The 26,803-nt window shown below is 76.0% G+C and carries 20 protein-coding genes; 18 read left to right on the top strand and 2 right to left on the bottom strand.

Features of this window, described 5'->3' with window-relative positions; all coding sequences use genetic code 11:
- Positions 1 to 19: 19 nt before the first annotated feature.
- Entirely contained in the window at positions 20 to 4,219 is a 4,200-nt protein-coding gene (locus ACGF3H_RS29925; RefSeq protein ID WP_362500426.1) for an amino acid adenylation domain-containing protein, read from the bottom strand.
- Positions 4,220 to 4,554: 335 nt separating this feature from the next.
- Here ACGF3H_RS29925 and ACGF3H_RS29920 point away from each other — a divergent pair, with 335 nt between their 5' ends.
- The 5 genes from ACGF3H_RS29920 to ACGF3H_RS29900 all read left to right on the top strand — a co-directional run bounded on the left by ACGF3H_RS29920 (position 4,555) and on the right by ACGF3H_RS29900 (position 11,352).
- Complete coding sequence (locus tag ACGF3H_RS29920; RefSeq protein WP_362500425.1) at positions 4,555 to 5,790, top strand: aminotransferase class V-fold PLP-dependent enzyme; 1,236 nt, start codon at positions 4,555 to 4,557, stop codon at positions 5,788 to 5,790.
- 524 nt (positions 5,791 to 6,314) lie between these two features.
- Positions 6,315 to 7,016, top strand: a complete 702-nt coding sequence (locus ACGF3H_RS29915; RefSeq protein WP_362500424.1) for a phosphopantetheine-binding protein — start codon at positions 6,315 to 6,317, stop codon at positions 7,014 to 7,016.
- Between the two features lie 18 nt (positions 7,017 to 7,034).
- Positions 7,035 to 8,807 carry a beta-ketoacyl synthase N-terminal-like domain-containing protein gene (locus ACGF3H_RS29910; protein WP_362500423.1) on the top strand — a complete coding sequence of 591 codons (1,773 nt, stop codon included), beginning with the start codon at positions 7,035 to 7,037 and terminating at the stop codon, positions 8,805 to 8,807.
- Positions 8,804 to 9,682 (top strand): 4'-phosphopantetheinyl transferase family protein, encoded by an 879-nt coding sequence (locus ACGF3H_RS29905; protein ID WP_393587890.1) that lies wholly within the window; start codon positions 8,804 to 8,806, stop codon positions 9,680 to 9,682. Before ACGF3H_RS29910 ends, ACGF3H_RS29905 begins: the two co-directional genes overlap by 4 nt.
- 98 nt (positions 9,683 to 9,780) lie before the next feature.
- The gene (locus ACGF3H_RS29900; protein ID WP_362500421.1) at positions 9,781 to 11,352 is read left to right on the top strand and encodes a class I adenylate-forming enzyme family protein; all 1,572 of its coding nucleotides are present in this window, start codon (positions 9,781 to 9,783) and stop codon (positions 11,350 to 11,352) included.
- Positions 11,353 to 12,066: 714 nt separating this feature from the next.
- Here ACGF3H_RS29900 and ACGF3H_RS29895 read toward each other — a convergent pair.
- Positions 12,067 to 12,549: a DUF1772 domain-containing protein gene (locus ACGF3H_RS29895; RefSeq protein WP_393587887.1), complete on the bottom strand. Its 483-nt coding sequence runs from the start codon at positions 12,547 to 12,549 to the stop codon at positions 12,067 to 12,069.
- Positions 12,550 to 12,703: 154 nt separating this feature from the next.
- Between ACGF3H_RS29895 and ACGF3H_RS29890 the strand changes: the two genes are divergently transcribed.
- The 13 genes from ACGF3H_RS29890 to ACGF3H_RS29830 all read left to right on the top strand — a co-directional run bounded on the left by ACGF3H_RS29890 (position 12,704) and on the right by ACGF3H_RS29830 (position 26,793).
- Positions 12,704 to 13,900 carry an FAD-dependent monooxygenase gene (locus tag ACGF3H_RS29890; RefSeq protein WP_362500588.1) on the top strand — a complete coding sequence of 399 codons (1,197 nt, stop codon included), beginning with the start codon at positions 12,704 to 12,706 and terminating at the stop codon, positions 13,898 to 13,900.
- A gap of 177 nt (positions 13,901 to 14,077) precedes the next feature.
- Complete coding sequence (gene fabD, locus ACGF3H_RS29885) at positions 14,078 to 15,049, top strand: ACP S-malonyltransferase (protein WP_362500589.1); 972 nt, start codon at positions 14,078 to 14,080, stop codon at positions 15,047 to 15,049.
- A gap of 94 nt (positions 15,050 to 15,143) precedes the next feature.
- The gene (locus ACGF3H_RS29880; RefSeq protein WP_362500590.1) at positions 15,144 to 15,566 is read left to right on the top strand and encodes an acyl carrier protein; all 423 of its coding nucleotides are present in this window, start codon (positions 15,144 to 15,146) and stop codon (positions 15,564 to 15,566) included.
- Between the two features lie 118 nt (positions 15,567 to 15,684).
- Entirely contained in the window at positions 15,685 to 16,452 is a 768-nt protein-coding gene (locus ACGF3H_RS29875; protein WP_362500591.1) for a 3-oxoacyl-ACP reductase family protein, read from the top strand.
- A 32-nt stretch (positions 16,453 to 16,484) separates the two neighbouring features.
- The gene (locus ACGF3H_RS29870; RefSeq protein ID WP_362500592.1) at positions 16,485 to 16,937 is read left to right on the top strand and encodes a 3-hydroxylacyl-ACP dehydratase; all 453 of its coding nucleotides are present in this window, start codon (positions 16,485 to 16,487) and stop codon (positions 16,935 to 16,937) included.
- Entirely contained in the window at positions 16,934 to 18,211 is a 1,278-nt protein-coding gene (locus ACGF3H_RS29865; RefSeq protein ID WP_362500593.1) for a beta-ketoacyl-[acyl-carrier-protein] synthase family protein, read from the top strand. Before ACGF3H_RS29870 ends, ACGF3H_RS29865 begins: the two co-directional genes overlap by 4 nt.
- On the top strand, positions 18,208 to 18,633 hold the full coding sequence (locus ACGF3H_RS29860; protein ID WP_362500594.1) for a hydroxymyristoyl-ACP dehydratase: 426 nt from the start codon (positions 18,208 to 18,210) through the stop codon (positions 18,631 to 18,633). The genes ACGF3H_RS29865 and ACGF3H_RS29860 overlap by 4 nt, the downstream gene beginning before the upstream one ends.
- Positions 18,630 to 19,919 (top strand): beta-ketoacyl-[acyl-carrier-protein] synthase family protein, encoded by a 1,290-nt coding sequence (locus ACGF3H_RS29855; protein WP_362500595.1) that lies wholly within the window; start codon positions 18,630 to 18,632, stop codon positions 19,917 to 19,919. The genes ACGF3H_RS29860 and ACGF3H_RS29855 overlap by 4 nt, the downstream gene beginning before the upstream one ends.
- A 26-nt stretch (positions 19,920 to 19,945) precedes the next feature.
- The gene (locus ACGF3H_RS29850; RefSeq protein WP_393816560.1) at positions 19,946 to 22,273 is read left to right on the top strand and encodes a beta-ketoacyl synthase N-terminal-like domain-containing protein; all 2,328 of its coding nucleotides are present in this window, start codon (positions 19,946 to 19,948) and stop codon (positions 22,271 to 22,273) included.
- Between the two features lie 104 nt (positions 22,274 to 22,377).
- Positions 22,378 to 23,499: a 3-oxoacyl-[acyl-carrier-protein] synthase III C-terminal domain-containing protein gene (locus ACGF3H_RS29845; protein WP_362500578.1), complete on the top strand. Its 1,122-nt coding sequence runs from the start codon at positions 22,378 to 22,380 to the stop codon at positions 23,497 to 23,499.
- 77 nt (positions 23,500 to 23,576) lie between these two features.
- A complete protein-coding gene (locus ACGF3H_RS29840) occupies positions 23,577 to 24,443 on the top strand; it encodes an ester cyclase (RefSeq protein ID WP_362500579.1) in 867 nt (288 codons plus the stop codon).
- A gap of 138 nt (positions 24,444 to 24,581) precedes the next feature.
- Entirely contained in the window at positions 24,582 to 25,574 is a 993-nt protein-coding gene (locus ACGF3H_RS29835; protein WP_362500580.1) for an aldo/keto reductase, read from the top strand.
- 34 nt (positions 25,575 to 25,608) lie between these two features.
- Positions 25,609 to 26,793, top strand: coding sequence for an FAD-dependent oxidoreductase (locus ACGF3H_RS29830; RefSeq protein WP_362500581.1), 1,185 nt, complete (start codon positions 25,609 to 25,611; stop codon positions 26,791 to 26,793).
- The last annotated feature ends 10 nt before the right edge of the window (positions 26,794 to 26,803 follow it).

The raw sequence follows: 26,803 nt of genomic DNA, 5'->3' as shown, positions 1-26,803 counted from the left end.
AAGCGGGGGAGGGCTCTTGTCAGAAGGCGTCGTTCAGATGGTCGTCGATGTGGTCCAGACACAGCTCGTACAGGTCCTCGGGATGCGTCGCCCGCCAGCCCTCGGGCACCCGGGCCGCCGCCGGCCACAGGGCACGGTGGCCGGTGCCGTCGGCGAGCACCACGAACGTGGCCGACACGTCCGCGAACGGGTCGTCACCGGCCGGCCGGTCCCAGACCCGCAGGTCCCCGCCGTCGAGCAGACGGGCGGCACGGCCGGTGCGCCACATACGGGCGGTGCCCTCGCCCGGCGGGGCGAACGGATCGGGCAGGAACCGCTCACCGGAGGCCGCCGTCCGGCCCGCGTACCCCTGGGCCACGCCCGCCCCCGCGATGTACAAGCTGCCCCTCGCGCCCGGCTCCACCGGCCGCATCCGCCCGTCCAGGACGTAGGCGCGGTAACCGGGAGCGGGCCGCACGGTGCCGTCGGCGCGCTGCTCGACGACGAGCCGGCCCTCCGCCCAGCCGCCGCTCAGGGTCAGCTCCGTCCGCTCGGTGCGGGCCAGCGCCGACAGCGCGCCCAGCAGGTCGTCGGCGCCGCCCAGCACCAGCCGCGCGTCCTGGCGGCGCAGCCAGCCCAGCACCTCGTGCGGCACGGCCTGGCTGACGGCGCCGTCCGGGACGTGCACCCGGGCACCACGGACCAGAGCGCCCAGCAGACCGAGCACCGCGTCCTCGTCCGGATAGCCGCGCACCAGCCACGCGGCACCCGCCGGGCCGGCCGCGGCCGCCGCGGCCACCGCCGACGCGCCGATCACCACCGTGCCGTCCTCACCGGGCACCAGCAGCACCGGATCGTCCGCGGTCAGCGGCCGGGTCCGCTCCGCGTCACCGACCGGCCAGCGCCCGGCCGGCACCAGCCGGTCGGCGGCCTCGTCACGGACCAGGCGCACCGCGCCCGGCACCGCGGGCAGCAGCAGGTCGGCCGTCTCGTCCAGCAGCAGCACCACCGGCCGCACCTGCCCCGGAAGGCCGGCCGCCGGGTCCACCGCCCACAGCGCGGCTCCCGTCTTGGCCACGGCGAGCGCGGCCACCGCGAAAGCGACGGGAGAGGACAGCGCGGTCAGCACCGAAGCCCCCGGGCCCGCCCGGTGCTCGATCAACGCGTGCGCCAACAGGTCCGAACGCGCGTCGAGTTCGGCGTAGGTCACCGAGGCCAGGGCGAGCGCCCGCGGGGCCCGCGCGGCCTGCTCGGCGAACAGCTCGGCCACCGCCCGCACCGGCAGCGCCACGTCCGCACCCGCCCACACCCCTGCCGCACCGTGCCCGTCACCGGGCAGCGGCAGCCGGCTCAGCGCCGTCCACGGGGCGTCCAGGACGGCCTGCAGCACGGCCGTGAGCCGGGCGGTGAGCGACACCGCGCCCTCCTCACCGACCGTCTCGTGCCGGTAGGCGGCCGTGACACCGATGCCCGCCGCCGCGCCCTGCGGCGTCTGCCGCTCGGTCAGCGTCCAGGCCACGTCCGCGGCCGGCACCGGCACCACGCCCTGCTCGGCCTGCACGGTGAGCCCGGCCGCCGTGAACGCCCCCGCCGCCTCCTGCACCACGCTCAGGGCACAGCCGGTGCCCGGCCGGGCCAGCGGCGCCCCGCCGTCCCGGTAGGCGGCGAGATCCGCCTCCTTCACCCGGCGCAGCAGCTCGGCGAACGCGGGATCGTCCGAGGTGTCCACCGTCAGGGCCAGCACCCGCCCGTAGGGGCCCACCGCGCCGCGCAGGTCGGCGCTGTCACGAGCCGGGACCGGCGCGGCCACGGTGACCTCGCCGGCCGCGCCCGCCCGGGCCAGCACGGCGGCGAGCGCGGCGTGCACCACCATGAACAGCGTGCTGCCGTGCCGGGCGGCGAACCGGGCCAGCCGCTCGTGCAGGGCGGCGTCCAGCCCGTCCTGCAGGACGCCGTACGAGGGATACCGGCCGTCGCGCGCGGCACCCGGCGGGGCGGTGGCCTCCCGGTCGCCGGTGAACGCCCGCGGCGCGGCGTCCAGCCCCGCCGGGCCGCGGTGCGGGGCGGCGCCGGTGACGCGTGCCCCGTAGGCCCGGGCGAGCTCGGCGGCCAGCGGCAGCCGGGACCACGCGTCGACCGCGTCGGCGGGCAGGGCGAGGTCGAGACGGTGGTCCTCGGCGGCCAGCACGTGCAGCCGGGTCCCGGCCGAGCCCAGCGCCGAGTTGCGCAGCACCTCGTGCCGCCGCCCGAGGTCCGCAAGGGCCTCCTGCAGGGCCCGCATGTCCACCGGCCCGCGCAGCCGCAGCGCCAGCACCGCGCTGTCCGGGCCCGCCGAGCAGGGCCCGGACCGCACGGCACGCACATCGCCCACCAGCGCGGCCAGCGCGGCCGGTGTCGGCGCCTCGCACAGCGCCCGCGGGCCAGGATCGGCGTCCAGCGTCTCGCGGACCCGCGCCAGCAGCCGGGCGGCGGCGGCCCGGTGACCGCCGAGCGCGAAGAAGTCACCGTCCGCGGGGACCTGGTGCCGCGCCAGCTCCAGCACCTCCGCGAACAGGTCACGCACGATCTCCTGGACCGGAGTGCCCGGCGGGGTGCCCGCCCGCCGGCGCAGCACGGACCCGGCGGGTGCGGGCAGCGCCCTGCGGTCGGTCCTGCCGTGGGCGTTCAGCGGCAGCGCGTCCACGCACACCAGCGCCGCAGGAACCATGTGCGCGGGCAGCAGCCGCCGCAGATGACCGCTCAGCGCGACCCCCAGCCCCCCGTCCCGGCGCGTGTCCAAGACCGTGGCCGGTGGGGCGGGATGCCCGGAGACGGAGACGGAGACGGAGGCGGAGGCGGAGGTGGAGGCGGGGGCGGGGGCCGCCGCCCGTGGGGCGGGCCGTGCCGGGACCACGTGCGCGACCAGGTGCCGTTCCCCGTCCCGTGACGCGTGCAGGGACACCGCGGCGGCGGACACCGCCGGATGCGCGCGCACCGCCGCCTCGACCGCGCCGAGGTCCACGCACAGGCCGTTCACCCGCACCCGGTCCGCGATCCGGCCCACGAACTCCAGCAGACCGTCCTCACGCAGCCGCACCAGGTCACCGGTGCGGTACAGAACACCGCCGTCGCCGGTGAAGCGGTCCTCGACGAAGTGCCGCGCCTGCAGTGCGGGCCGGTCCAGGTAACCGGCGGCCACCCCCGGCCCGCCCAGCAGCAGCTCCCCGATGCCGCCCGGTCCGGCCGGGGCACCGTCACCGCCCTCCACCACCGCGATGCCCGCCCCGGCCGGGCGGCCCAGCGGAACCGCACCGTCCCCCTCGGGGGGAGCGGTGACCTCGTGCCACACGGCCAGCGTGGCCGCCTCCGTCGCCCCGTACACGTGCAGCAGCCGCTGCGGCGGCCCCGCCTCGCACACCGCCCGCACCGCACGGGCATCACACGCCTGGCCGCCGAACAGCACCACCCGCAGCGGGGCGAGGGCGGCCGGCCGTTCCCGGGCGATCCGGTCGAACAGCGCGGTCGGCAGCAGGACCACCGAGACGCCGTGCGCACGCACCGCCTCGGCGAACCGGCCCGGCCGCGAGACCGTCCCCGGCGCCAGGCCCACCAGGCGGGCCCCGGCGGCCAGCGCCGCCCACACCTCGAACATGACCGCGTCGCACGCGGGCCCGGCCACCTGGGCCACCGTGTCACCGGCGCCCAGCCCCAGCCCGCCCGCCGTACGCACGAGGTCCAGCACGGCCCGGTGCGGCACGACGACACCCTTGGCCGGACCGGTGGTGCCGGCGGTGTAACAGACGTAGGCGGCATCCTCGGGGCCCGGCACCCGGGCGGGCAGCACGGCGGGGCGCGCGGCGATCTCACCGGCCTCCGCGTCCAGGGCCACCACCGTCACGCCCGAGCCCGCGTACGACGCGCCGCCGCCGGCCTCGGCCAGCACGGCACGGGCCGCGCTGTCCCGCACGACCGACCGGCGCCACCGGTCAGGGGCGACCGGATCGAGGGGGACACACACCGCACCGGCCCGCACGATCGCCAGGAACGCGGTCACCATCCGCGGCCCCGGCCCCAGCGACGTCACCACCCGGTCCCCGCGGCCCACACCGCGGGCCCGCAGATGAGCGGCGAGACGGTTCGCCGCGGCGCTCAACTCCCCGTACGTCAGGCACGCGTCACCGCCGCCGTCGCCGGGGTAGAGGACCGCGGTGGCACCCGGCCGGGCCTGGGCCTGCTGCTCGATGAGGCCGGAGATCGACATCAGCACTCGCTCCTTAGACAGCGCCTTCCGGCTTGGCAAGAATGTGCCAACACACTGGCAACCCCCTCCTGAGAATCCGTCTCGAAGCGGTCGAGCGGCACTGGAGGCGACGGCCGCCCCCTGCCACCGCGCGGCGCACGGCGCCCGCACCCGCCGCCCCCGGAAACCACCGCAGCCCGCCCGCCCGCCCCGCACGGCCGGAACGAGAGTGCCTGGCCGGACAGGTGCCGCTGGAGCGCCGCTGGAGCCGGCGTTGCCACCCGCCGCACACCTTGGCAACGTATTGCCACACCCACGGCAACTGCTTGCCGACGCCGTACGGGGGGAGGCCCCGCATGATCCACCTGAACCCGGCCGGACTGGGCCGCATGCCCGGCACCGCCCGCGACACCGTGACCCGATGGGCCCGCCACGAGGACCGCTACGGCGACCTCGAACTCGAGGAGCGCCTCGACGGCGGACTGCGCCGCGCCACGCACGAACACCTCGCCGCCCTGCTGGGCGCACCGGCCGGCGGCATCACCCTCCACCGCGGCGCCGCCGAGGCGTTCACCGCCCACGCCGGCCGCCTGCCGCTGGGCCCCGGCGACCGCGTGTGGACCACCCCCTACGAGAGCGCCGCCCACCTCACCGCCCTGTACGCCCTGCGCGACCGCACCCGCTGCACCCTCGAAGTCGTTCCGCTGCGCCCCGACGGCGACCTGGACCTGGAGTGGATGGCCCGCAACATCGCCGACGACGTCGCCCTGGTCTCGGTGACGTACGTCCCGGCGGTCTGCGGCATCGTCAACCCGGTGGAGGACATCGGCCGCATCCTCGCCCCCCACCGCTGCCTGTACGCCGTCGACGCCTCCTACGCCGTCGGCCAGCTGCCCGTGGACGCCGCCCGCACCGGCTGCCACCTGCTGACCGGGGACGGCTGGCGGTTCCTGGGCGGACCGGAGTCCATCGGATTCGCCTGCACCGCGCCGAGGATGCGCGACGCGCTCACCGCGCCCGGCGCCCAGGCCCCGGCGCCTGCCGCGCCGGCCGTCGCGGGACTGCACGCCGCCCTGGCCGAACACGCCGCGGCGGCCGGGGACGTCCACGGCCTCACCGACGCGCTGCGCGCCGCCGTCGAGGCGGCACCCGGCACCGAACCGGTCGCGCCCGGGCGGATCCAGTCGGGCATCGTCGCCTTCCGGCACGACGGCCTGACGGCCGCCGACATCCGGCGGCAGCTCGCCGAGCGCGGGATCGTGGTGTGGAAGACGGTCGCCCAGCAGACCCCGCTGTTCCGGCCCCCCGGGGCCGCCGCCACGACCGTGCGCGCCTCGGTCCGCCACGACAACACACCGCACGACACGGACCGTTTCGGCGAGGCACTGGGGGAGATCCTGGCCGCGCACCGCCGGCGCCCCCGCCCGCCGGCCGCCGCACGGCCCGCCCCGCTCGCCGCCGTGCCCGGCCCCGCCGCGCCGCGGACACCGCGGCCGGCGTCCCGGCGCCGGCCGGCGGGCACCGGACACCTGACGCTGCTGCCCACCCCCGCCCCGGCCCCGGATACGGCCATGGGCGCAACCCCGGCGTAGAGCACCCCGGCAGCCGAGCCCCTGCCAGTGCCCCCGACCGGCAGCCCGGCCCCGCCTGGCAGCCCAGCCGCTGCCATTGCCTCCACCGGCAGCCTGGTCCCGCCCGGCAGCCGAGCTCTTGGCAGTCCCCCCACCGGCAGCCTGGCCCCGGTGGCAGCCAGCTCTTGGCAGCCTGGTCCCGCCCGGCGGCAGCCTGGTCCCGGCGGCAGCAGGGCTCTTGGCAGCGCCCCGGCAGCCCGGGTCCCGGCGGCAGCCGAGCCGTCGGCAGTGCTGCCGCCCGCCCCGGTGGGACCGGCCGGCGCGGTCGCCGGGCGGGCCGCGGGGGAGAGGGGGGGGCAGGGCCGTCGCCGCGCCGGGGCGGGCCCCGCGAGGGGGCTACGGCGTCCCGCGCGCCCGGCGAGGGGGAATCGCTCGCGGGAGTGAGACGGCGGGGGCGCCTCACCCCGTGCGGCGATGTGCGTGCCGTCCGGCCGTCTGCACAATGCGCACACGGCCCCGGGACGACGACCTCTGGAGACGCCACCATGACTGCCGCCGCACACCTGCCGGGACGGCCCGTCCCGCCGCAGCCCACCGCCGACGTGCTCGGCGAACTGACCACGATGCTGGCCACCCTCGTGGGCGTGCGGGCCGGGGCCGTCGACGCCGGGCAGACCTTCCCGCTGCTGGGACTGGACTCCCTGCGCAGCATGGAGTTCCTCGACACGCTCAACGCCCGCTACGGCACCGCCGTCCCCCCGGGCGCCCTGTACACCTTCCCGACACCGAGGGACCTGGCCGCGCACGTCGCCGCGCAGATCGGCGCCGCCGGACCGGGGGAGGGCGACGACGCGGGCGTCGTCGGGCGGCTGCGGGAGCAGCTCGCCCGGATCCTGGGCTGCGCGCCGGACGCCCTGGACACCGGCAGCGACTTCACCGTGCTCGGCGTGGACTCCCTGCTCGCGGCGCAGTTCGTCGCGGACGTCAACCGCGCGTGGGAGCTCGCGGAGACGCCCGCCGTGCTCTACCGGCACCCCACCCTCGCCTCGCTCGCCAAGCACATCGGCGCGCAGACGGGCGCAGCCGGTGCCGCAGCGCCGGCACCCCCGCGGACCGGGCCCGCGGCCCGCCCGCCCCGCGACACGGACACCGGCGCCATCGACCTGGAGTCCCTGCTGGACGCGGTCCGCGACGACCTGCTCAGCGTCGACGAGGCGGCCGCACTGCTCGGCGCCGGGCCGGTGTGAGCGCAGGACCCAGAGCCCATGGACAAGCGGGAGATCCTCACACGTTTCAAGGACGGCACCCTCGAACGGCGCCACACCCTGGCCCTGCTGTCGGCCGCCCCGGCCCCGGTGCCGGTGCCTGTGCCGCCGGCCGGGAAGGACGCCGTACCCCCCGCCCCGGCAGCGGCGGCCCGCCCCGGCCCCGAGCGGCCGGCGCCCGGGCCCACCCCCGCGCCGTGCGCCGTGATCGGCGTCCAGGCCCGCATGCCGCACACCGGTGATCTCGCCGCGCTGTGGCGCACGGAACTGACCGGGGAGAGCGCCTCCCACGCCGCGGACCGTGACGGCCCGGACCGCTTCGACGCGGCCGCCCTGGGCCTGACGGACACGCAAGCGGCGTTCATCGGCCCGGGGGAGCGGCTGCTGCTGGACACCGCCCGGCGGGTGCTGCAGAGCGCCGGCTACGCGGGTGTCCGCCTCGACGGGCTGCACGGACCCGACGGGCAGCGGCGCTGCGTCGGTGTGTTCACGGCGCTCACCGGGGCCGGCCGCCCGCCGGACACCGGCCCGCACCCCGGCAGTACCGCGCCGCAGGACACCGGCAGCGCCGCGGCCCGGCTGTCGCACCTGTTCGACCTGCGCGGCCCGAGCCGGCACGTCGACACCGGCCCGTCCTCGTTCCTGACCGCCCTGCACCTGGGCTTGGCCGCGCTGCGGGCGGGCGAGTGCGCGGCCGCCCTGGTCGCCGCCGCCGGGCCGGGGCCGGGCGGCACCGGTGCGGCCGCCGTCCTGCTCAAACCGCTGGCCGACGCCCGGCGTTGCGCGGACGCCGTCCACGCGGTCGTCCTCGCCGACGCGGCGGCGCATCCGGGACGCGGGCCGCAGCCCGGCCTCGGCGAGAGGCTGCGCCGGCGGGCCGTGCGCGCGGCCGGCATCCCGCAGGCGGCGGTGGGCCTGAAGGAGACGGGGCAGGCGGCCGGGGCCGTCGGGGGAGCGGCCGCGTTCCTGCGCGCCCTGCTGCAACTGAAGTACGCCACCCTGCTGCCCTCGCCCGGGCGGCCGGAGCCCCGCGCGTGGCGGCCCGCCGCCTCGGCGGACGGTGCGGCCCCGCCCCGCACCGCGCTGGCCGGGGTGTACGAGCCGGGCGCCGAGCACGCCGTCGTGGTCCTCCAGGAACCACCCCCCGCCGCGCCCGCCGCGCCCTCGGCCGACGATGCCGCGGCGCCCGGCCTGGTGCTGCTGTCCGCTCCCACCCCCGCACACCTGGCGGCCGCCGCCGCCCAGCTCGCGGACCTCCTGGCCGCGGCCGGCCCGGCGGGCGGCGCCCGCCCGCCCGGTCCGGCCGCCGTGGCGCGGGAACTGCGGCTGGGCCGGGCCGCCCAGCCCTGCCGCCTGGCCCTGGTGGCCGACCGCACCGACCGGCTCGCCGACACCCTGTCCGCGTTCGCGGCCGGCACCACAGCGCACGGGGTGCGCACGGCGGACCTGCGCGCCGCCCCCGGCGACCCGCTGCTGCTGGGCGAGCTCGCCGAGACGTCGGCCTACCTGGGCGCCCTGTGGCAGGGACGGCACTTCGAGCAGCTGACCCGCCTGTGGCTGGCCGGCGCCGACGTACTGGCCACAATCCCCGGCGACGACGGCGCACCGGTCCTCGAACTGCCCGCCGCCCCGCCACCCCACACCACCGCCACCGACACCGCCGCCACCGCCCACACCACCGGCAGAGCCGGCACCGACACAGCCGCCACCGCCGGCACAGCCGCCGCCGGTGCCGTCCGGGCGGCCGGCGAGCGGCGGGAAGGACGGCCGTGACGGCACCACCGGCCTCCCCGGCGCCGCGGGCGCCCGGCGCGGCCGGGGACGGAGCCGTGCGGCCGGGGCCGGCACACGTCACCCTGTGGCTGTGCCCCAACGACGGCCTGGCCCCCGAGACGGCGCAACTGCTGGGCGAGCACTGGCTGGACGCGCAGGAACAGCGCACCGCCGGCCGGTTCCTGTTCGAACACGACCGCATGCACTACCTGGTGGCGCACACCCTCGTGCGGCGCGCCCTGGCGCTGGAGGCGGGCACGGCCGAGGCCGAACTGGTCATCTGGCGTTCCGTGCGCGGCCGTCCCTTCCTGCGGCCCACGACCGACCAGCCGGGCAGCGGCGGCAGGGCCCTGGACTTCAACCTCTCGCACGCCGGCGGCTACAACGCCCTCGCCATCGTGCGCCGGGCCCGGGTCGGCGTCGACGTCGAACGCATCGAGGACCGCGACGAGCACGCGATCGCCACCGTCCTGAACGCCGTCACACCCGAGGAACGCGCCTGGGCCGAACGGGCCGGCACCCCGGGCGAACGCGACCGGCGCGCCCTGCGCGTATGGGTGCTGAAGGAGGCCTACGCCAAGGCGCGCGGCCTCGGCCTGGGCATCCCGTTCGACAGTTTCGTCTTCACCATGGACGACGAGCGGGGCGTACGCGCCTTCACCCCGCCGCCCGACGACACCGCACGGGCGTGGCGGTTCGTCGAACTGGAGCCGGTGCCGGGCGTGCTGGTCGGGGTCGCCGTGCCGGCCGAGGAGGGCGAGGAGGCCGAGCAGGTCCTCCACCTCAACCAGGGCTTCCCCTGGAGCCGTTCGGCGCCGCGGCGCATCGCGCTGCCCGCCCCCCTGGCAGCCGCCCCGGCGGGCACCGCCGGATAGGCGGCCCGCCGCCCGTCCAGCGCCCGTCGACGGCCTCTCGAGCCCGGCGCACGACAGTCGGGGGATCATCCCGGCCGACGCGCTGTCAGGAGGACGACATGGCGGTGGTGACGTATCTGGACACTCCTTTGGACGGGCTGTTGCGACGGGCCGCTTCGCGCGGGGGTGACCGGCCGGCCGTCACCACCGCGGCCGGCACGTGCACCTACGCCGGGCTCGACCGCACCGCCGACCGCGTCGCGCACACCGTCGCCCGCGCCGTGCGCCGGCCGGGCGGCGGGGCCGTCGTCGTCTGCGCGCCCCATCCCGACGTCGCCGCCGTGTACTTCGGCGCGGTGCGCAGCGGCCGCCCGCTCGCCCTGCTCGACCCGGCGGCGGGCGCCGCGGCCGTACGGGAGCTGTGCGCGGCGGTGAACGCCGAGATCGCCTTCGTCCCCGCGGACCTGGCCGGCCTGTTCCGGGCGGCGGGCGGGCGCCTGCACACCGTCGTCGTGCTGGAACCGGCCGGCACACCGGACGCCGCGCTCCCGGCCCTGCCCGCCGGTGTGGTGGCGGTGCCGTGGGCGGCCGCCGTGGGAGAGGCGCCCGCCACCCCGTTCCGCAGCCCGGTGACCGACGCCGGCACCGTGGCGTGCGTGCAGCTGGTGCCGCATCCGGCCACGGGCGCGCGGGTGCTGGCCCTGACCCACCGCAACCTGCTGGCGAACGCGGCGCAGATCAGCGTCGCCTGCGCGCTGGACGCCGGCAGTGTCGTGGTGGACCACCTGCCCGCCCGCCACCCGTCGCTGCTGGGCGCCGCCGTGCACGCCGGGGCCGAGCAGGTGCTGGTGGCCGACCCCGATCCGTGCGCCGGCATGGTCCAGTGCCGCAGCCGGCGGGCCACGCACTACTTCGGGCCCTCGGCGCGGCTCACACGGCTGGCCGAGGACGAGTCCTTCGCCGGGCACCGCGCCCCGCTGCCCGGCGGCCACCTGCGGGCGGTGCTGTGCGCGGACGGCGCCCTGAAGGCGGAGACGGCCCGCCGGCTGCGGCACGCCCTGCGCGTTCCGGTGCTCCAGGGCTACGGGGTGGGCGGGCTGTCCGTCCTCTCCCACGTCCAGGGGCCCGCCACGCAGCCGGTGCTGGGCGCGGTGGGGGCCTCGCTGCCGGGGACGGAGTGCCGCGTGGTCCACCCCGTCAGCCGGGAGCCGGTGCGGGCCTGGTCGGGCGGCGAGGTGGAGATCAGGGGGCCGCAGGTGCCGTCCCGGCCGGCCGGCGGATGGCTGGCCACGGGCGACGTCGGCTACCTCGACCTCGACGACCGGCTCCACCTGGTCGCCCGGCCCGCCGCCGTCTTCCGCAGCGGAGACGCCGTCGTCGTGCCCGGCATGGTGGAACGGGTGCTGCGCTCCGACCCGCGGGTGGCGGACTGCGTGGTGACCGAGTGGCCCGACGCGGCGCACGGCGCGGTGGTCTGGGCGGGCGTCGTCCTGCACCCCACCCCGGACGGCGCACCGGACACCCCGGCGGTGCTCGACGACATCACCGCACGCGCCAACACCCTGCTGGGCCCCGCCGAGCAGATCCGCCACCTGCACGCCCTGGACCGCGTCCCCCGCACCACCGACGGCCGTCCGGCCCGCCGCCGCCTCGCCCGGCACACCGCCCGCCCGGCCGCCGACGCGGCGTGACCCACCCCGCCCCCGCACACGAGGCACCCCACCGGCACACCGGCGGTGCACAGCCCCACGGCGCGGCCGGGAGGCACCCACCGCCCGCCCGCGCCCCCGCAGCACGCCCGCCCCGCGCCCCCGCCGGTACGGCGTGACCCGCCCGCCGCACCACCCCGCCCCCGCACACGAGGCACCCCACCGGCACCGCACCAGCGGCGCACAACCCCACGACGCGGCCGGGAAGCACCCACCGCCCGCCCCGCGCCTCCGAACCACGGCCGGAGCACGCCCCCGCACCACGCCCGCCCGGCACCCCCGGAGCGCGCCCGCCCTGCACCCCGCACCACGCCCGCCCTGCACCCCCGGACCGCGCCCGCCCTGCACCCCGCACCACGCCCGCCCCGCACCCCCGCACCGCGCCCGCCCCGCACCCCCGGAGCGCGGTCGCGGGGGCACGCCCCGATTCGGCCGCGCCGCTGCCGGAAAAAGGCGCCCTCCGCGGAAAAGGACAGTTCCGCTCGAGCGCGCCAGGAATGCGGCTGGGAGACGGCCGGAAGAATTCCGGAACGCGGCCGGAATCGCGGCGGATTCCTGCCGCAGCCCGCCTCGGCCCCCGGCCGCGCCTCGTGCCCCGGTGGACCGGCGGACGATTCCGCCAGGGGCGGCACACGGCGCGGCGGGGTCCGGCGCCGTGTGCCGGACCCCGCCGCGCCGGGCGGGCCGAGCCGGGGCTCAGCTGGTCACCAGCGCCACGCACATCCCGCCCAGTGCCACCGCCTGAAGCAGTACGCGGGCGTTGATGACGCTGTCCCAGGTGCGCTGCAGCGCCCGCGCGTCCGGGGCGGTGCGGCAGTCCAGCGCCGCGCCCGTGAGCTGCTTGTTCACCGGCGCGCTGACCTTGTTGTAGACCGCCAGCCACACCACCAGCGCCAGGGCCGCCACCCCGGCGGCCAGGGCCGGGGCGGCCTTGCCGCCGAAGCCGGCGACGGCGGCCGTGGCCACGGTCGCCACCAGGCCGAACACGCCCGGCACCGGCATCCTGCGGTCCCCGAAGCGGTGGGTCTGGCCCATCGCACTGGTCAGCACCACGTCGTCGACGTGGGCCATGGCGGGCCGCTGCACCACCGCGGAGAAGACATCCGTTCCGTAGACCACCGCATTGGCCATGGTGGCCACCACGGCCAGCGTTGTCAGAAGCGCTTCCAACTCAACCACCTTCGTCGGTCCGATCCGGGATATAGCGATGCTAGGTATCTTTTCGACACTATAGATGTCGTCGCTCGAAATGCTAGCGTCGACAACTCCGCGGTCCCGTCCGGGACTTCACGCGGCACTTCTGCGCCAGGACTGCACGAGGGGACCGAGACACATGGCCTTTGGACGAGCCCGTCGCATACTCATCGCCGGCGGAGGGATCGGCGGCCTGGCCGCGGCCCTCGCCCTGCAGCACAAGGGCTTCGAGCCCGTCGTCCTCGAACGCGCCGACTCCCTGCGCGACGGCGGCGCGGGACTGCACATCTGGACCAACGGCGTCCTGGCCCTGGCCCACCTGGGCCTGGCCGACAAGGTCCTCGAGGTCGCCCCCGTCCAGCAGACCGCCCACTTCACCACCTGGCGCGGCGACGTCCTGGGCGCCTGGCCCGTCGGCGACTTCGTCGAGCGCTACGGCGCGCCGACCATCGCCGTGGAACGGTCCGTCCTGCACGGCGTGCTGCGCGACGCCCTCGAGGGCTCACCGCTGCGCACCGGCGCCGAGGTCGTCTCCTTCGACCAGGACAGCGACGGTGTCACCGTCCGCTTCGCCGACGGCGGGTCCGAGCGCGGTGACCTGCTGATCGGCGCCGACGGCATCCACGGCGCCGTCCGCGACCACCTGTTCGGGCCCGCCCGCAACATCTTCAGCGGCTACATCGCCTGGCGCGGCCGGGCCCCGATGGAGCACGCCGACATCCCGCCGGGCACCTTCAACGCCGTCTTCGGCCCCGGCACCCGCTTCACGTACTACGACGTCGCCCCCGGCCTGGTGCACTGGATGAGCGTGGCCAACGGCGCACCGGGCGGGCGCGACGGGGCCGGTGTGCGGGAGATGCTGCTGGGCCGCCACCGGGGATGGGCCGGGCCGGTGGCCGACATCCTGCGCGCCACCCCCGAGGAGTGGATCCTGCGCGGCGACGTCGAGGGCCGCAAACCCGAACGGGCCTGGGGCAAGGGCCGCGTCACCCTGCTCGGCGACGCCGCGCACCCCATCACCTTCAACATCGGCCAGGGCGCCTGCCAGGCACTGGAGGACGCCCTGGTGCTGGCCGAGCACCTCGAGCGCGGCGGCAGCGACCCGGTCGCCGCCCTGCGCCGCTACGAGGACGAGCGCCGCCGGCGCACCGCGGGACTGCAGCGCGTGGCCTGGTGGATCGGCAAGATGGGCGCGGTCGAGAACCCGCTGCTGATCAGGGCGCGGGAGGCGTTCATGCGCAAGAACTGGAACACCAAGGCGTTCCAGGCCGCCGAGAAGGACCAGGTCGCCTACGGCACCCGCTGGGCCGGCCCGCGCCGCACCCACGCGGCCTGAAGCCGCCGGCCGGCCCGGAGCCGCCGGGCCGTGCCCGGGCGCCGGGGCCGGCCCGGCACAGCGGCAGTCGAGACACATTCAAGGAATGCGCCAGAGCGGGGTGCGAGATTCACCGGGTCGAGGACCCTCGCCGACGGCTCGGCGACCCGGATCACGATGAGTGAGGCAGGAGCGGGGATGAGCGAGAACCGATTCACCATGTTTCCCGGACAGGGATCGCAGCGTGCGGGCATGGCCGGGCACCTGCTGCGCGAGCACCCCCGCACGGCGGGACGCGTCCTGGCCCGCGCCGAGGAGGCCACCGGCCTGGCGCTGAGCGAACTGTGCACCACCGCACCCGAGTCCGCCCTGGAGCCGACCGAGATCGCCCAGCCGGCCATCGTGGCCACCAGCCTCGCCGTCCACGAGATCCTGCGCGTCGAGGCCGGCTTCGTACCCGGCGTCGTGGCCGGCCACAGCCTGGGGGAGTACACCGCCCTGGTGGCGGCCGGCGTCCTGGACGCCGGTGACGCGCTGCGCCTGGTCGCGCGCCGCGGCGAGCTGATGGCCGCCGTCTCCGAGCGGGCCGGCGGCGCGATGGCCGCGGTCATGGGCCTGGCTCCCGCCCGCATCGAGGAGATCTGCGCGGACGCCGCCGGCCACGGCGTGGTCGAGGTCGCCAACTACAACGAGGCGGGCCAGACGGTGATCTCCGGGCACAGCGCCGCGGTCGCCGAAGCGCTCCGGCTGGCCGGCGCCGCCGGCGCCGAACGCACCGTCGCGCTGAAGGTGTCCGCGCCCTTCCACTGCTCCCTGATGCGGGTCATCGAGGACGAGTTCGCCGCCGAACTCGAACGCGTCGACTTCCGCACCCCCCGCCTGCCGGTGATCAGCTCGGTGACCGGCACCCCGGTCACCGGCGGCGCCCAGGCCCGCGACCTGCTGCGCCGCCAGCTGGCGGGCCCCGTGCGCTGGGTGGAGGTGCTGGCCACGGCCGCCGCGCTCGGCGTGGACGGCTACCTGGAGGTCGGCCCGGGCCGGGTGCTGAGCGGCTTCGCCAAGCGCACCGCCCCCGACGCGCCGGTCCGCAGCACCAACGACGCCCGCCGCATCACCACCCTCCTGCGCGACCTCGCCGAGGAGTCCGCCGGCGCGGCGGTGGCCGCCTAGCCCGGCAAGGCGCCCGGACGAGCGGCCAGCGACGACCCCCGGGCCCCAGGGGCCCCGGGGCGACCAGCGAAAACCCACCCGAAAGGCAACAACGGTGTCCGAAACCCTGATCCCCACCACGACCGACTACCTGTCCGCGGTGCAGGCGGCCGTCGCCGACGCCCTGGGCATCGACGAGTCCGAGGCCGTCCCCGAGGCCACCCTGCTCGGCGAGCTCGGAGCCGAGTCGATCGACCTGCTCGACATCCTGTTCCGCCTGGAACGCGCCACCAAGGTCAAGATCACCATCTCCGACATCGCCGACCTGCTCCAGGGCGGCATCCCCGACGAGGAGTTCGGCGACGAGAACGAGGTCGTCAACGACCGGGGCCTGACCCACCTGGAGAGCGTGCTGCCCCAGTTCGACCGCAGCCGGCTCGCCGAGCCCCTGACCGCCGAGGGCGTCCTGGGCCTGTTCACCGTCCAGAACCTCACCGACCTGCTGACCGAGCGGGCGCACGCCTCCCAGGACGCCTGAGCGGCCACCCCCCGGCCACGGCCGGTGCCCGGGCCGACGACGCCCCGGGCACCGGCCGGCCCGGCCCGCCCCGCACACGACAGGCCGCCCCTCTCGGAGCAGAAACGGGAAGAGACAGATGAAGCTGAAGGACCGCACCGCCCTGGTCACCGGTGCCTCACGCGGCATCGGCCGGGCCATCGCCCTGGCCCTGGCCGAGCAGGGGGCGGCCGTCGCCGTCAACTACCGCTCCCGCCAGGACGACGCGCTCGCGGTGGTCAAGGAGATCGAGGCGGCGGGCGGCCGGGCCGTCGCGATCGGCGCCGACGTCGCCGAACCCGGGCAGGCGCAGCGCCTGGCCGCCGAGGCCACCGACCGCCTCGGCCCGCTGAACATCCTCGTCAACAACGCCGGCGTCAGCGACGACGGACTGATCTACGACTCGCCCGCCGACGCCTGGCTCGACGTCATGAAGGTCAACTTCGGCGGCGCCTACCACTGCACGCACGCCGTGATGGAACAGTTCATGACCCAGGGCGAGGCGACGGTCGTCAACATCTCCTCCGCCATGGGCGAACGCGGCTGGATCGGCCAGTCCAACTACTCCGCCTCCAAGGGCGCGCTCAACTCCTTCACCCGCTGCGCCGCCGTCGAACTCGCCCGCTTCGGCGTCCGGGTCAACGCGGTGCTGGCCGGGTTCACCCCGACCGAACTGGTCGAGGAGGTCTTCCAGCGCGACGGCGGCAAGAGCATCAAGCGGCAGATCCCGCTGCGCCGGTTCGCCACGACCGACCAGGTCGCCGCCGCCGCCGTCTTCCTGGCCGGCCCCGACTCCGGCTACATCACCGGCGAACTGCTCACCGTCGACGGCGGCTTCACCGCCCAGCTCGGCGTTGGCCGTCCCTGACCGCCGCCAAGCAGACGAGGGCGAACACGACGATGCGATTCCATCTGATCGACCGGATCGAGACGCTGACACCGGGCGAGCACATCACCGCCCGCAAGGTCACCGCCGCCGACGAGACGTACTGGCAGACCACCGCACACGGCCCCGCCCTGCCCTTCGGGCTGGCCCTGGAGGCCCTGTGCCAGGCGGCGACCTGGCTGATCATGATCAGCACCGACCACCGGCTGCGCGCCGCGCTCCTCGCGGTCGGCGAGGCCACCCAGCACCGGGCCGTGGCACCCGGCGAAGTACTGCACATGGAAGCCACGATCGAGTCCATGACCGAGGAGGCCGCCATCCTGGACGGCACCGTGCGCGCAGGCGGCGAGCGGGTCCTGACGGCCCAGGGCATCCTGTGCGCCCTCATCGACGCCGAACGCCTCGACGACCCGGCCGCCACCCGGCGCATGGCACACCAGTTGCAGGGCGGAGGGCCGGTGGGATGACACGCGTAGCGATCACCGCGGTGGGCGCGGTCACCCCGCTGGGCAACGACGCCGACACCACCTGGGAGGGCCTGGCCACCGGACGCAACGGCGTGGGCCGGCTGACCACCTTCGACACCGACGGCTTCCCCGTCCGCATCGCCGCCATGGTCGAGGACTTCGACCCGGCCACCGCCATCCCCGCCAGGGTCGGCCGCAAACACCTCTCCCGCGTCGGCCAGTTCGGCGTCGCCGCCGCCTGGGAAGCGGTCCGCAAGGCCGGCCTCGACACCCTGCCCGAGGACGTGTACGGCCCCGGCGACCGCGGCGTCGCCATGGGCGCCAGCGTCGGCCGGCCCGACCTGCAGGTCCTGCTGGACATCGGCCGGCTGCGCGCCACCACCGGCAACCCCGAGGCGTTCGTGTGCCGGCCGCCGGGCGTCACCCTGACCGACGACCAGAACGTCCCGCTGGCCGCCATGAGCCGCATGATCGGCGCCACCGGCCCGATGATGGGCATCAGCACCGCCTGCTCCGGCTCCGGACACGCCATCGGCGAGGCCTTCCGCGCCATCCAGGAAGGCGACGCCCAGGTCATGGTCGCCGGCGGCTACGACTCGCTGACCACCTGGCTGGACGTCCTCGGCTTCAGCCTCCTGGGCGCCCTGACGGACCGTCACAACGATGATCCCGGACACGCCTCGCGGCCCTTCGACGCGGACCGCTCCGGCTTCGTGGTCGGCGAGGGCGCCGTCGCCGTCGTCCTGGAGAACATGGACACCGCCCGCGCCCGCGGCGCCACCGTCCTGGCCGAAGTCCTCGGCTACGGCTCCACCCTCAACGCCTGGCGCATCACCGACTCGCCGCCCGACGGCTCCGGCGCGATCCAGGCCATGGAGGGCGCCCTCGCCGACGCCGGCCTGGCCACCGGCGACATCGACTACGTCGTCGCCCACGGCACCAGCACCCACGGCAACGACCGCTCCGAGACCGTCGCCATCAAGAAGGTCTTCGGCGCCGACGCCGAACGCCTCGTCGTCAGCGCCCCCAAGTCGATGGCCGGGCACCTGACCTCCGCCAGCCTGGGCCTGGGAGTGCTCGCCGCGATCGGCGCGATGCGCCACTCGCTGGTCCCGCCCACCACCAACCTCGACCGCCCCGACCGCGGTCTCGACCTGGACTACGTGCCGCACACCGCGCGCCCCATGCCCGTCGGCGCGGCCCTGATCAACGCGTTCGCCTTCGGCGGCAGCAACACCAGCATCGTCGTGGGCGCCGTACGGGAGGACGCATGACCACCCAGGCCGTCCACACCACCCGCCCCCCCGTCCTGCCGGCCGGCCTGGACCGGCTGCTGGAATGGGAGCCGGGCCGCCGGGCGGTGGCCGTGCGCAACGTGCCCGCCACCTGGCCCGTCTTCGACCACCACTTCCCGCGCCACCCCGTCCTGCCGGGCGTGCTGCTGCTGGAGAGCATGGCCGCCCTCGCCCGCACCACCGCCCACGGCACGCACCGGCGCCTGGTGTCGGTCAGGGGCGTGCGCTTCAAACACTTCGTCGCCCCCGGCGACCAGGTCCGCATCAGCGTCGAGGTGACCGCGACGAGCAAGGACACCACCGAGGTACGGGCCGCCGCCCGCGTCGCGGACCGGGTGGTCGCCACCGCGCGCGCCCTGGTCCTCGCCCGCGACGACGAGCCCCGGGAGGGCACCTCATGAGCGACGACAGGCGACGCGTGATGGTCACCGGCATCGGCCTGATGACCGCCATCGGACAGGGCGCCGCCCCCACCTGGCAGAACCTGCTCGCCGGCCGCACCGGCATCGGCCCCCTGCGCTCCTACGACCCCTCGCCCCTGCGCACCCGCATCGGCGCCGAGATCCACGACTTCGACCCCGCCCAGTGGGCCGGCCGGCGCACCCTGCGCATGCTGTGCCGCGGCGACCAGCTCGCCCTCGCCGGCGCCACCCTCGCCCTGCGCGACGCCGGACTCGACCACGCGAGCGACCACGGCCACCGCACCGGCCTGTTCCTGGGCAGCAACAAGGAAATGCCCCGCATGGACGAGCTGATCGACCAGCTCCAGGCCGTGCGCGCCCCCGACGGCACCCCCGACCTGCGCAAGCTCGGCCAGAGCGCACGCTCGGTCGTCGCCCCGCTGTTCTTCGTCGAAGGACTCCAGCCCGCCGCCGCCTTCCACATCTCCGAGAAGTTCGGCATCCGCGGCGCCAACGCCTACTTCGCCGGCACCGCCGACTCCGGCGCCATGGCCGTCGGCCGCGCCATGCGCACCGTGCGCCGCGGCGAGGCCGACGTGGCCGTGGCCGGCGGCTACGACGACGCCACCGGCTGGTGGGCGATGTCCAAGATGGACGGACTGGGCGTCCTCAGCCCCCACACCGACCGCGGCGCCGAGGCCTTCCGCCCCTTCGACCGCGACCGCAGCGGCTCCGTCTTCGGCGAGGGCGCGGCCCTGCTCGTCCTGGAGGAACGCGAACACGCCCTCGCCCGCGGCGCCCACTGCTACGCCGAGATCACCGGCTTCGGCTCCGGCAACGACTGCGTACGCCCGCCCAGCCCCCAGCCCCGCGCCCGCGGCCTGGCCCGAGCCATCGGCCGCGCCCTGACCGACGCCGGCGGCACCTTCCCCGACGGCAGCTACATCGCCGCCCACGGCTGCGCCACCGTCCAGGGCGACGCCAGCGAGACCGTCGCCCTGCACGACGCGCTCGGCACCACCGCCAAGTCGGCGCAGATCAGCAGCGTCAAACCGCAGACCGGACACCTGGTCGGCGGCGCCGGCGCCCTCAACGCGGCGGTGGCGGCCCTCACCCTGGACTCCGGCATCGTCCCGGCCACCCAGAACCTGTACCACCCCGCGGCCGACTGCGACCTGGACTACGTCCCGCTCACCCCGCGCGAGACCCGGCCCCACAACGCGCTGGCCCTCGCCCGCGGCCTGGAAGGACAAGCCGTGGCCATCGCCCTGGAGCGCACGTCATGACGGAAACACCCGAAAGGAGCGCGGACATGAGCGATCACAGCGCTCGGCGCAGGGTCGTGGTCTGCGGCGTGGGCGCCGTGACCGCCCACGGCGACACGGTCACCGCCCTGTGGGAGGGCGTGAAGGCGGGCAAGGCGGCCATCACCCCCGTCCAGCACCTGCCGATGGACGGCTACGGCACCACGATCGGCGGCGAGGTCCGCGACAGCCGCCTGCCCGCCTACGACTACCTCGCCGCCTTCGACGGACAGACACGCGAACCCGCCGTGGACTTCGCCCTCGTCGCCGCCGAGGAGGCCCTGCGCCAGGCCGGCCTCACCCAGGTGCCCGCCGAACGCTGGGGGGTGGCCTTCGGCTCCTGCAACGGCGGCCTGCGCAGCGCCGAGAAACTCGCACGCCGCACCCGCGAGGGCCACTCCGGCCCAGCCGACGGCCGGCACTACCTGCTCGTCCCGCCGCAGGCCATCGCCGAAGCCCTCAGCGGCGCCTTCGGCCTCAAGGGACCCTCCCTGTCGGTCAACACCGCCTGCGCCTCCGGCGCCCACGCCATCGCCCACGCCCTGGAGTCGATAGCCGCCGGACGCGCCGACGCGATGCTGGTCGGCGGCAGCGACGCCTTCACCGAGACCGCCTTCGCCGGCTTCACCAGCCTGCAGTCGCTGTCCACCAAACCGGCCGCGCCCTACTCCAAGGACCGCGACGGCCTCTCCCTGGGCGAAGGCGCCGGCATGCTGGTGCTGGCCGAGGAACAGGTGGCCCGCGCCGCCGGCGCCCCCGTCCTCGCCGAGGTCCTCGGCTACGGCCTGTCCGCCGACGGCTACCACGCCACCGCCCCCCACCCCGGCGGCGAGGGCGCGGCCCGCGCCATCCGCTCCGCCCTCCAGGACGCCGGCATCACACCCGAGGACGTCGGCTACATCAACGGCCACGGCACCGGCACCCCCAAGAACGACTCGGCGGAGTCCAACGCCGTCCGGGCCGCGCTCGGCGACGCCGCCGGCAAGACCGCCCTCAGCAGCTCCAAGTCGATGGTCGGCCACCTGCTCGGGGCGGCCGGCGCGGTCGAGGCCATCGTCACCGTGCAGGCCCTGGTGGAGCAGACCGCCCCGCCCACCGCCAACTTCACCGGCGCCGACCCCAAATGCGGCCTGGACGCCGTGCCCAACACCGCACGCCCCATGGACCTCGCCACCGCCCTGACCAACAACTTCGCCTTCGCCGGCGCCAACGCCTGCGTCGCCTTCGGCGCCCCCGCCCACCGGCGCCCCACCACCGGGCACCCCGCCCCCGACAAGGTCGTGATCACCGGGTTCGCCGCGATCACAGCGGCGGGCGAAGGCACCGAGGCACTGTGGCAGGCCTACGGCGAGGGCCGCGCCCTGGGCGAGGAGGAGGACGGACTGCGCGTCGCACGCGCCCGCTTCGACCCCGACACCCACATCAGCCCCCGCGACCGGCGCCGCATGGACCGCCTCGGCCAGCTCGCCGTCGCCACCAGCCGCGCCGCCCTGGAACACGCCGGGCGCACCGCCGACGAACGCGTCGGCGTGGTGCTGGGCACCGGCCTCGGCCCCATGCGCAGCATCGAGGAGTTCCTGCTGCCCGTCCTCGCCGGCTGCCCCGCCCACGGCAGCCCGGCGATCTTCCCCAACACCGTCTTCAACGCCGCCGCCGGCCAGGTGGCCATGCACGTCGGCGCCAAGGGCCCCACCTCCACGGTGACCACCGGCCACGCGGCCGGCGCCTCCGCCCTGACCGTCGCCCACGACCTGCTGCTCCAGCACCGGGCGGAGGCGGTGCTGTGCCCCGCGGTGGAGGACCTCTCACCCGGCGTCCTCGACGCCTACCGGCGCCTGCCCCTGTTCGACGACCCCGGATACACCCTCGCCGAGGCGGGCATCACCCTCGTCCTCGAACGGGAATCGACCGCACGGGCACGCGGCGCCCGGGTGTGGGGAGAGATCGCCGGACACGGCACCGCCTGCGACGCCCAGGGCATCGGCCGCTGGGACCCGCAGGGCGAGGGCCTGGAACGCGCCATGCGCCAGGCCCTCGACCTCGCCCGGACACGCCCCGGCGAACTGGCCGGCGTGTGGGCCAACGCGGCCGGCCTCAAGCGGGCGGACGCCCCCGAGGCCCTGGCCACCGACCGGCTGGCCGGACCGCGCGACCTGCCCGTCCACACCCCCAAGCACATCGTCGGCGAACCCGTCGGCGCCGGCGCCCAGCTGTCCGCCGTGCTCGCGGTGACCGGATGGACCCGCGGCCTGGACCCCGGACCCGTCCTCGTCAACAGCTCCTCCCTCGGCGGCACCCACATCAGCCTCCTCCTCCGCCCCCCCCCCGACAACTGACCCCCACCCCCCACCCCCCGCCCCCGCCCCCGCCGCCGGGAGGCGGCGGCGGCCCCGCCCCGCCACGGAGATCCGACCACGCGCCCCGCAACGGAGAACTGACCATGCCTTCCTCAGCCCCCTCTCCCGCCGACCGCCACGTGTCGATCCTCGCCACGGGCGGTCACCTGCCGGGCGACCCGCTGGACAACGACGCCCTCGCCGCGCTGTGCGGCCCGCTGCCCGACGACGTGCTGGAAGGCATCCAGGTCCGCCGCCGGCACTGGATGATCGACCCGGCCACCGGCGAACACCGCGTCAGCACCTCACAGATGGCCACCGCCGCGGCCCGCCAGGCCCTCCAGCGGGCCGGCGTCGAGGCGTCCGAGATCGACCTGATCGTGATGTCCACCGCGAGCCCCGACTACCTCCTGCCCGTCGCCGCCACCTACGTCCAGGAACAGCTCGGCCTGGACAGCTGCGCGGTGATCGAGGTGCGGGCCGGCTGCGTCGGCGCCGTCCAGGCCCTGGACATCGCCCGCCGCCAGCTGGCCGACGGCACCTACCGCACCGCCCTGGTGATCGGCGCCGAGGCCGTCTCCCCGCTGCTCGCGCCGGTCTTCCTCGGCAAGGACCCGCACAGCGTGCGCATGCGGGACCGGCTGACCGTCTACACCTTCGGCGACGGCGCGGGCGCCATGGTGCTGCGCGCGGGCGAGGCCGGCTCCGCGCACGAGGGCAGCCGGCAGGTGTTCGCCACCCGCTCCATGGGCGGCACCCGCAAGCCCGGCATGCTCATCACCGGCGGCGGCACCGACGCCCCCCTGGCCGAACAGCAGCGCCGCAAGCGCCTGATGGACATCCGCCTCGACATCCCCGGCACCGCCTCCTTCGGCCCCCGCGTCTTCGTCGAGGGCATCCACGACATGCTCCGGCGCTCCGGCCTGACCCTGGACGGCATCGACGCCTGCGTGCTGCCCGAGGGCAACGCCGAGTACTTCGCCAGTGAGTACGGCACCGCCGGACTGTCCGACCAGGACCAGGCGCTGCTCGGCAAGACCATCGTGGAGAACCTCACCGACGTCGGCGCCACCGGCTCCGCCGCGGTGCCGCTGGCCCTGGACGCCGGCTGGACCGAGGGACGCATCCGGCCCGGCCACACCGTGCTGCTCCTCGCCATCGAGGCCAGCCGCTACCTCTACGCGGGCCTCACCCTGACCTGGGAAGCCCCCTTCCCCGGCAAGTGAGCGCACACCACCCGCACACCCCCCCGTAGCCCTGCCCGAAACCGCGCCCGCCCGGGCGCCGACCCGAAGGACGCAACGTGCCGACTCGAACGACGGTGCTCACCGGCGAGAGCGTGGAGGAGCGGAACAAGAGGACGATCCGCTCGGTCTTCGACGAGTTCGTCAACAAGGGCGACTTCTCCCTCGTCGACGAGATCTACAGCCCGGACATGATCGACCACCAGCCGCTGCCCGGCGCCCCGGAAGGCCCGGAGGGCGTGAAGTACACCATCGCCGGCCTGCGCGAGGGCTTCCCCGACCTGCACGTGACCATCGAGGACATCAGCGCCCACGCCGACCACGTGGTCATCCACAACACCTGGCGCGGCACCCACCTCGGCGACTTCCTCGGCATCGCACCGACCGGCCGCTACATCGAGTTCAAGGGCGTCGTGGTGTGGCGCCTGCTGGACAACGGCCTGATCGCCGAACGCTGGGGCATCGGCGTGGAGTCCAACATGCTGGAGGTCCTCGGCATGCGCCGGCTGGCCCCGGCCGCCCGCTCCTCCGCCCGCGCCTCGGCACGCAGGTCCGCCCGCACCGCCACGACGCTGCTGCCCCTGCCCGGCCCGCAGGCCCAGCGGTGGGCCGGCGTACAGGCCGAACTCGCCGGCCCCCGGCTGCGCGCCTACGAGGCCTCCCGCGCCCGCGCCGGCGTCCAGCGCGAGTCCTTCACCGTCCAGGAACTCGACGGGCAGCAGGTCGTCGTGGTCCAGATCGAGTCCCGCGACCCGGCGGCGGCCGCCCGCCGGCTGCGCGACTGCCCGGACGCCTTCGACGCCTGGCTGCGCGCCGAGGCGGCCGCGGTGTTCGGCACCGACCCGTGGACGGCCCTCGCCGACGACCCCAGCGCCGGCCCAGGACACGTGTGGACCTCCGTCACCGGCGAGATCGTGCGCTCCTGACCCGCGCACCCGCCCCCCTCTGAGCCGTGCACCGCCGGCACTCCACCGGGCCTCCGGCACCACTGGACCCCCACTGGATCTGCCACTGCTAATTTCCATATCACTGCTAGAGCAACTGTCCGGGGAAGGAACCGATCGATGCGGCAACGAAAACTCGGAAGCCAGGGGCTGATGGTGTCCGAGCAGGGCCTCGGATGCATGGGCATGACCTTCGCCTACGGCCAGGCCGACGACGCCGAGGCCCTGCGCACCGCCCACCGGGCCCTCGACCTCGGCATCACCCTGCTCGACACCGCCGACTTCTACGGCCCGCACACCAACGAGGAATTCGTCGCCCGGGTCATCGCCGGACGACGCGACGAGGTGACCGTCTCCTCCAAGGCCGGCAACGAGGTCAGCCCCGAAGGAGCCATCACCGGCCGCATCAACGGCCGCCCCGACTACATCAGGGCCTGCATCGAAGGCAGCCTGCGCCGGCTGGGCACCGACCGGATCGACCTGTACTACCTCCACCGCGTCGACCCCGACATCCCCGTCGAGGAGACCTTCGGCGCCCTCGCCGACCTGGTCACCGCCGGCAAGGTACGCCACCTCGGCATCAGCGAGGCCTCCGCCGCCACCATCCGCCGCGCCCACGCCGTGCACCCCCTGACCGCCGTGCAGACCGAGTACTCGCTGGCCACCCGCGACGTGGAGACCAACGGCGTGCTGGCCGCCTGCCGCGACCTGGGCATCGGCTTCGTCGCCTACAGCCCGCTCGGCCGCGGCCTGCTCACCGGCCGCATCCGCAGCCTCGACCACCTGGCCGAGAACGACTTCCGCCGGATCGTGCCCCGCTTCCAGGCGGACAACCTCAAGGCCAACCTCACCGTCGTCGAGCGCCTCGACGCCCTGGCCGGGGCCAAGGGCATCACCACCGGCCAGCTCGCCCTGGCCTGGGTCCTCGCCCAGGGCGACGACGTTGTCGCCATCCCCGGCACCAAGCGCGTGGCCTACCTCGAGGAGAACACCGCCGCCTCCGGCGTGAGCCTGAGCGCCGACGACCTCGCGGCCCTCGACGAGATCGCCCCCCACGGCGTCGCCGCCGGCGACCGCTACCCGGCCGGCGCCATGGCCACCCTCAACCGCTGAACGCCCGCGCACGCGAAGGCGAGTGAAGAGCACAATGCCCACCCACATCACCATCATCGGCGGCGGGCTGGCCGGGCTGACCGCGGCGATCGCCGCCGCCGAGCAGGGCGCCCGCGTCAGCCTCCACGAGGCCCACTCCCACCTGGGAGGCCGCGCCCGCTCCTCGGACGGGCCGTACGTCACCAACGACGGCCCGCACACCATCATGAACAACGGCGACGCCTGGCAGTGGCTCATCCAGCGCGGCGTGGCCGGCCACTACGTGCGGCTGTCCTTCCACGAGTGGACCCGGATGCGCTTTCGTCACCGGGGCCGGCTGCGGATGACCCTGCCGCCCGGCTACATGCGCATGACGCTGCTGAACCGCGACCGGCCGGTGCCCGTCGACCGCTCCTTCCAGGACTGGGCGAGCGAGCACTTCCCCCAGGAGACCGTCGGCGAGGCCCTCGGCTTCCTCGGCCCCATCCTCTTCGACGGCGACCCGGGCCGGCTGTCGGCGGCCTTCGTGTGGGAACGGCTGCTGCGCGTGGGAACCCCCAAGTTCCCCCTGCCCAGCCGCTACTTCATCGGCGGCTGGGGCACCCTGGTCGACCGCATGGCCCGCGTCGCGCGCCGCCACGGCGTCACCATCGAGACGGGCTCACGCCTGACCGAACTGCCCACCGACGGGCCGGTGATCGTGGCGACCTCACTGGCCGCCGCCCGCGGCCTGCTCGGCGAGCCCGCCCTGGACTGGCCCAGCGGCACCGCCGCCCTGCTCGACCTGGCCGTCACCCGCTCCGGCAAGGACGGCAACGTCTCCTTCGACATGGACGAGGGCGGCTTCACCTCCCAGTACTCCGACCACGACCCCTCCCTCGCCCCCCAGGGCGAGGCCCTCTTCCAGGGCGCCATGCCCCTGCGGCCCGGCGAGAACAAGGCCGGCGCCATCGAACGGCTGGAGAAGCTCTACGACCTGACGACACCGGGCTGGCGCGACCGGCTGCTGTGGCGCCGCGAGGGCATCTCCCGCGGCCGCACCGGCGCCCTCGACCTGCCCGGCACGACCTGGCGGGACCGGCCGGCCGTCGACCGCGGCGACGGCGTCTACCTGATCGGGGACAGCGTCGCCGCCCCCGGCATCCTCGCCGAGACCTCGATCCTCAGCGGCCTGAAGGCCGCGGAACTCGCCGTGCGAGCCCTGCCCGTGGCGCGCCGCACCGCCGTGACCGCCGGCTGAGTTCCCCCGT

It is taken from the genome of Streptomyces sp. NPDC048185, assembly GCF_043202495.1.
Classification (GTDB): Bacteria; Actinomycetota; Actinomycetes; order Streptomycetales; family Streptomycetaceae; genus Streptomyces.
This window is presented reverse-complemented; position numbering and strand designations above follow the sequence as displayed.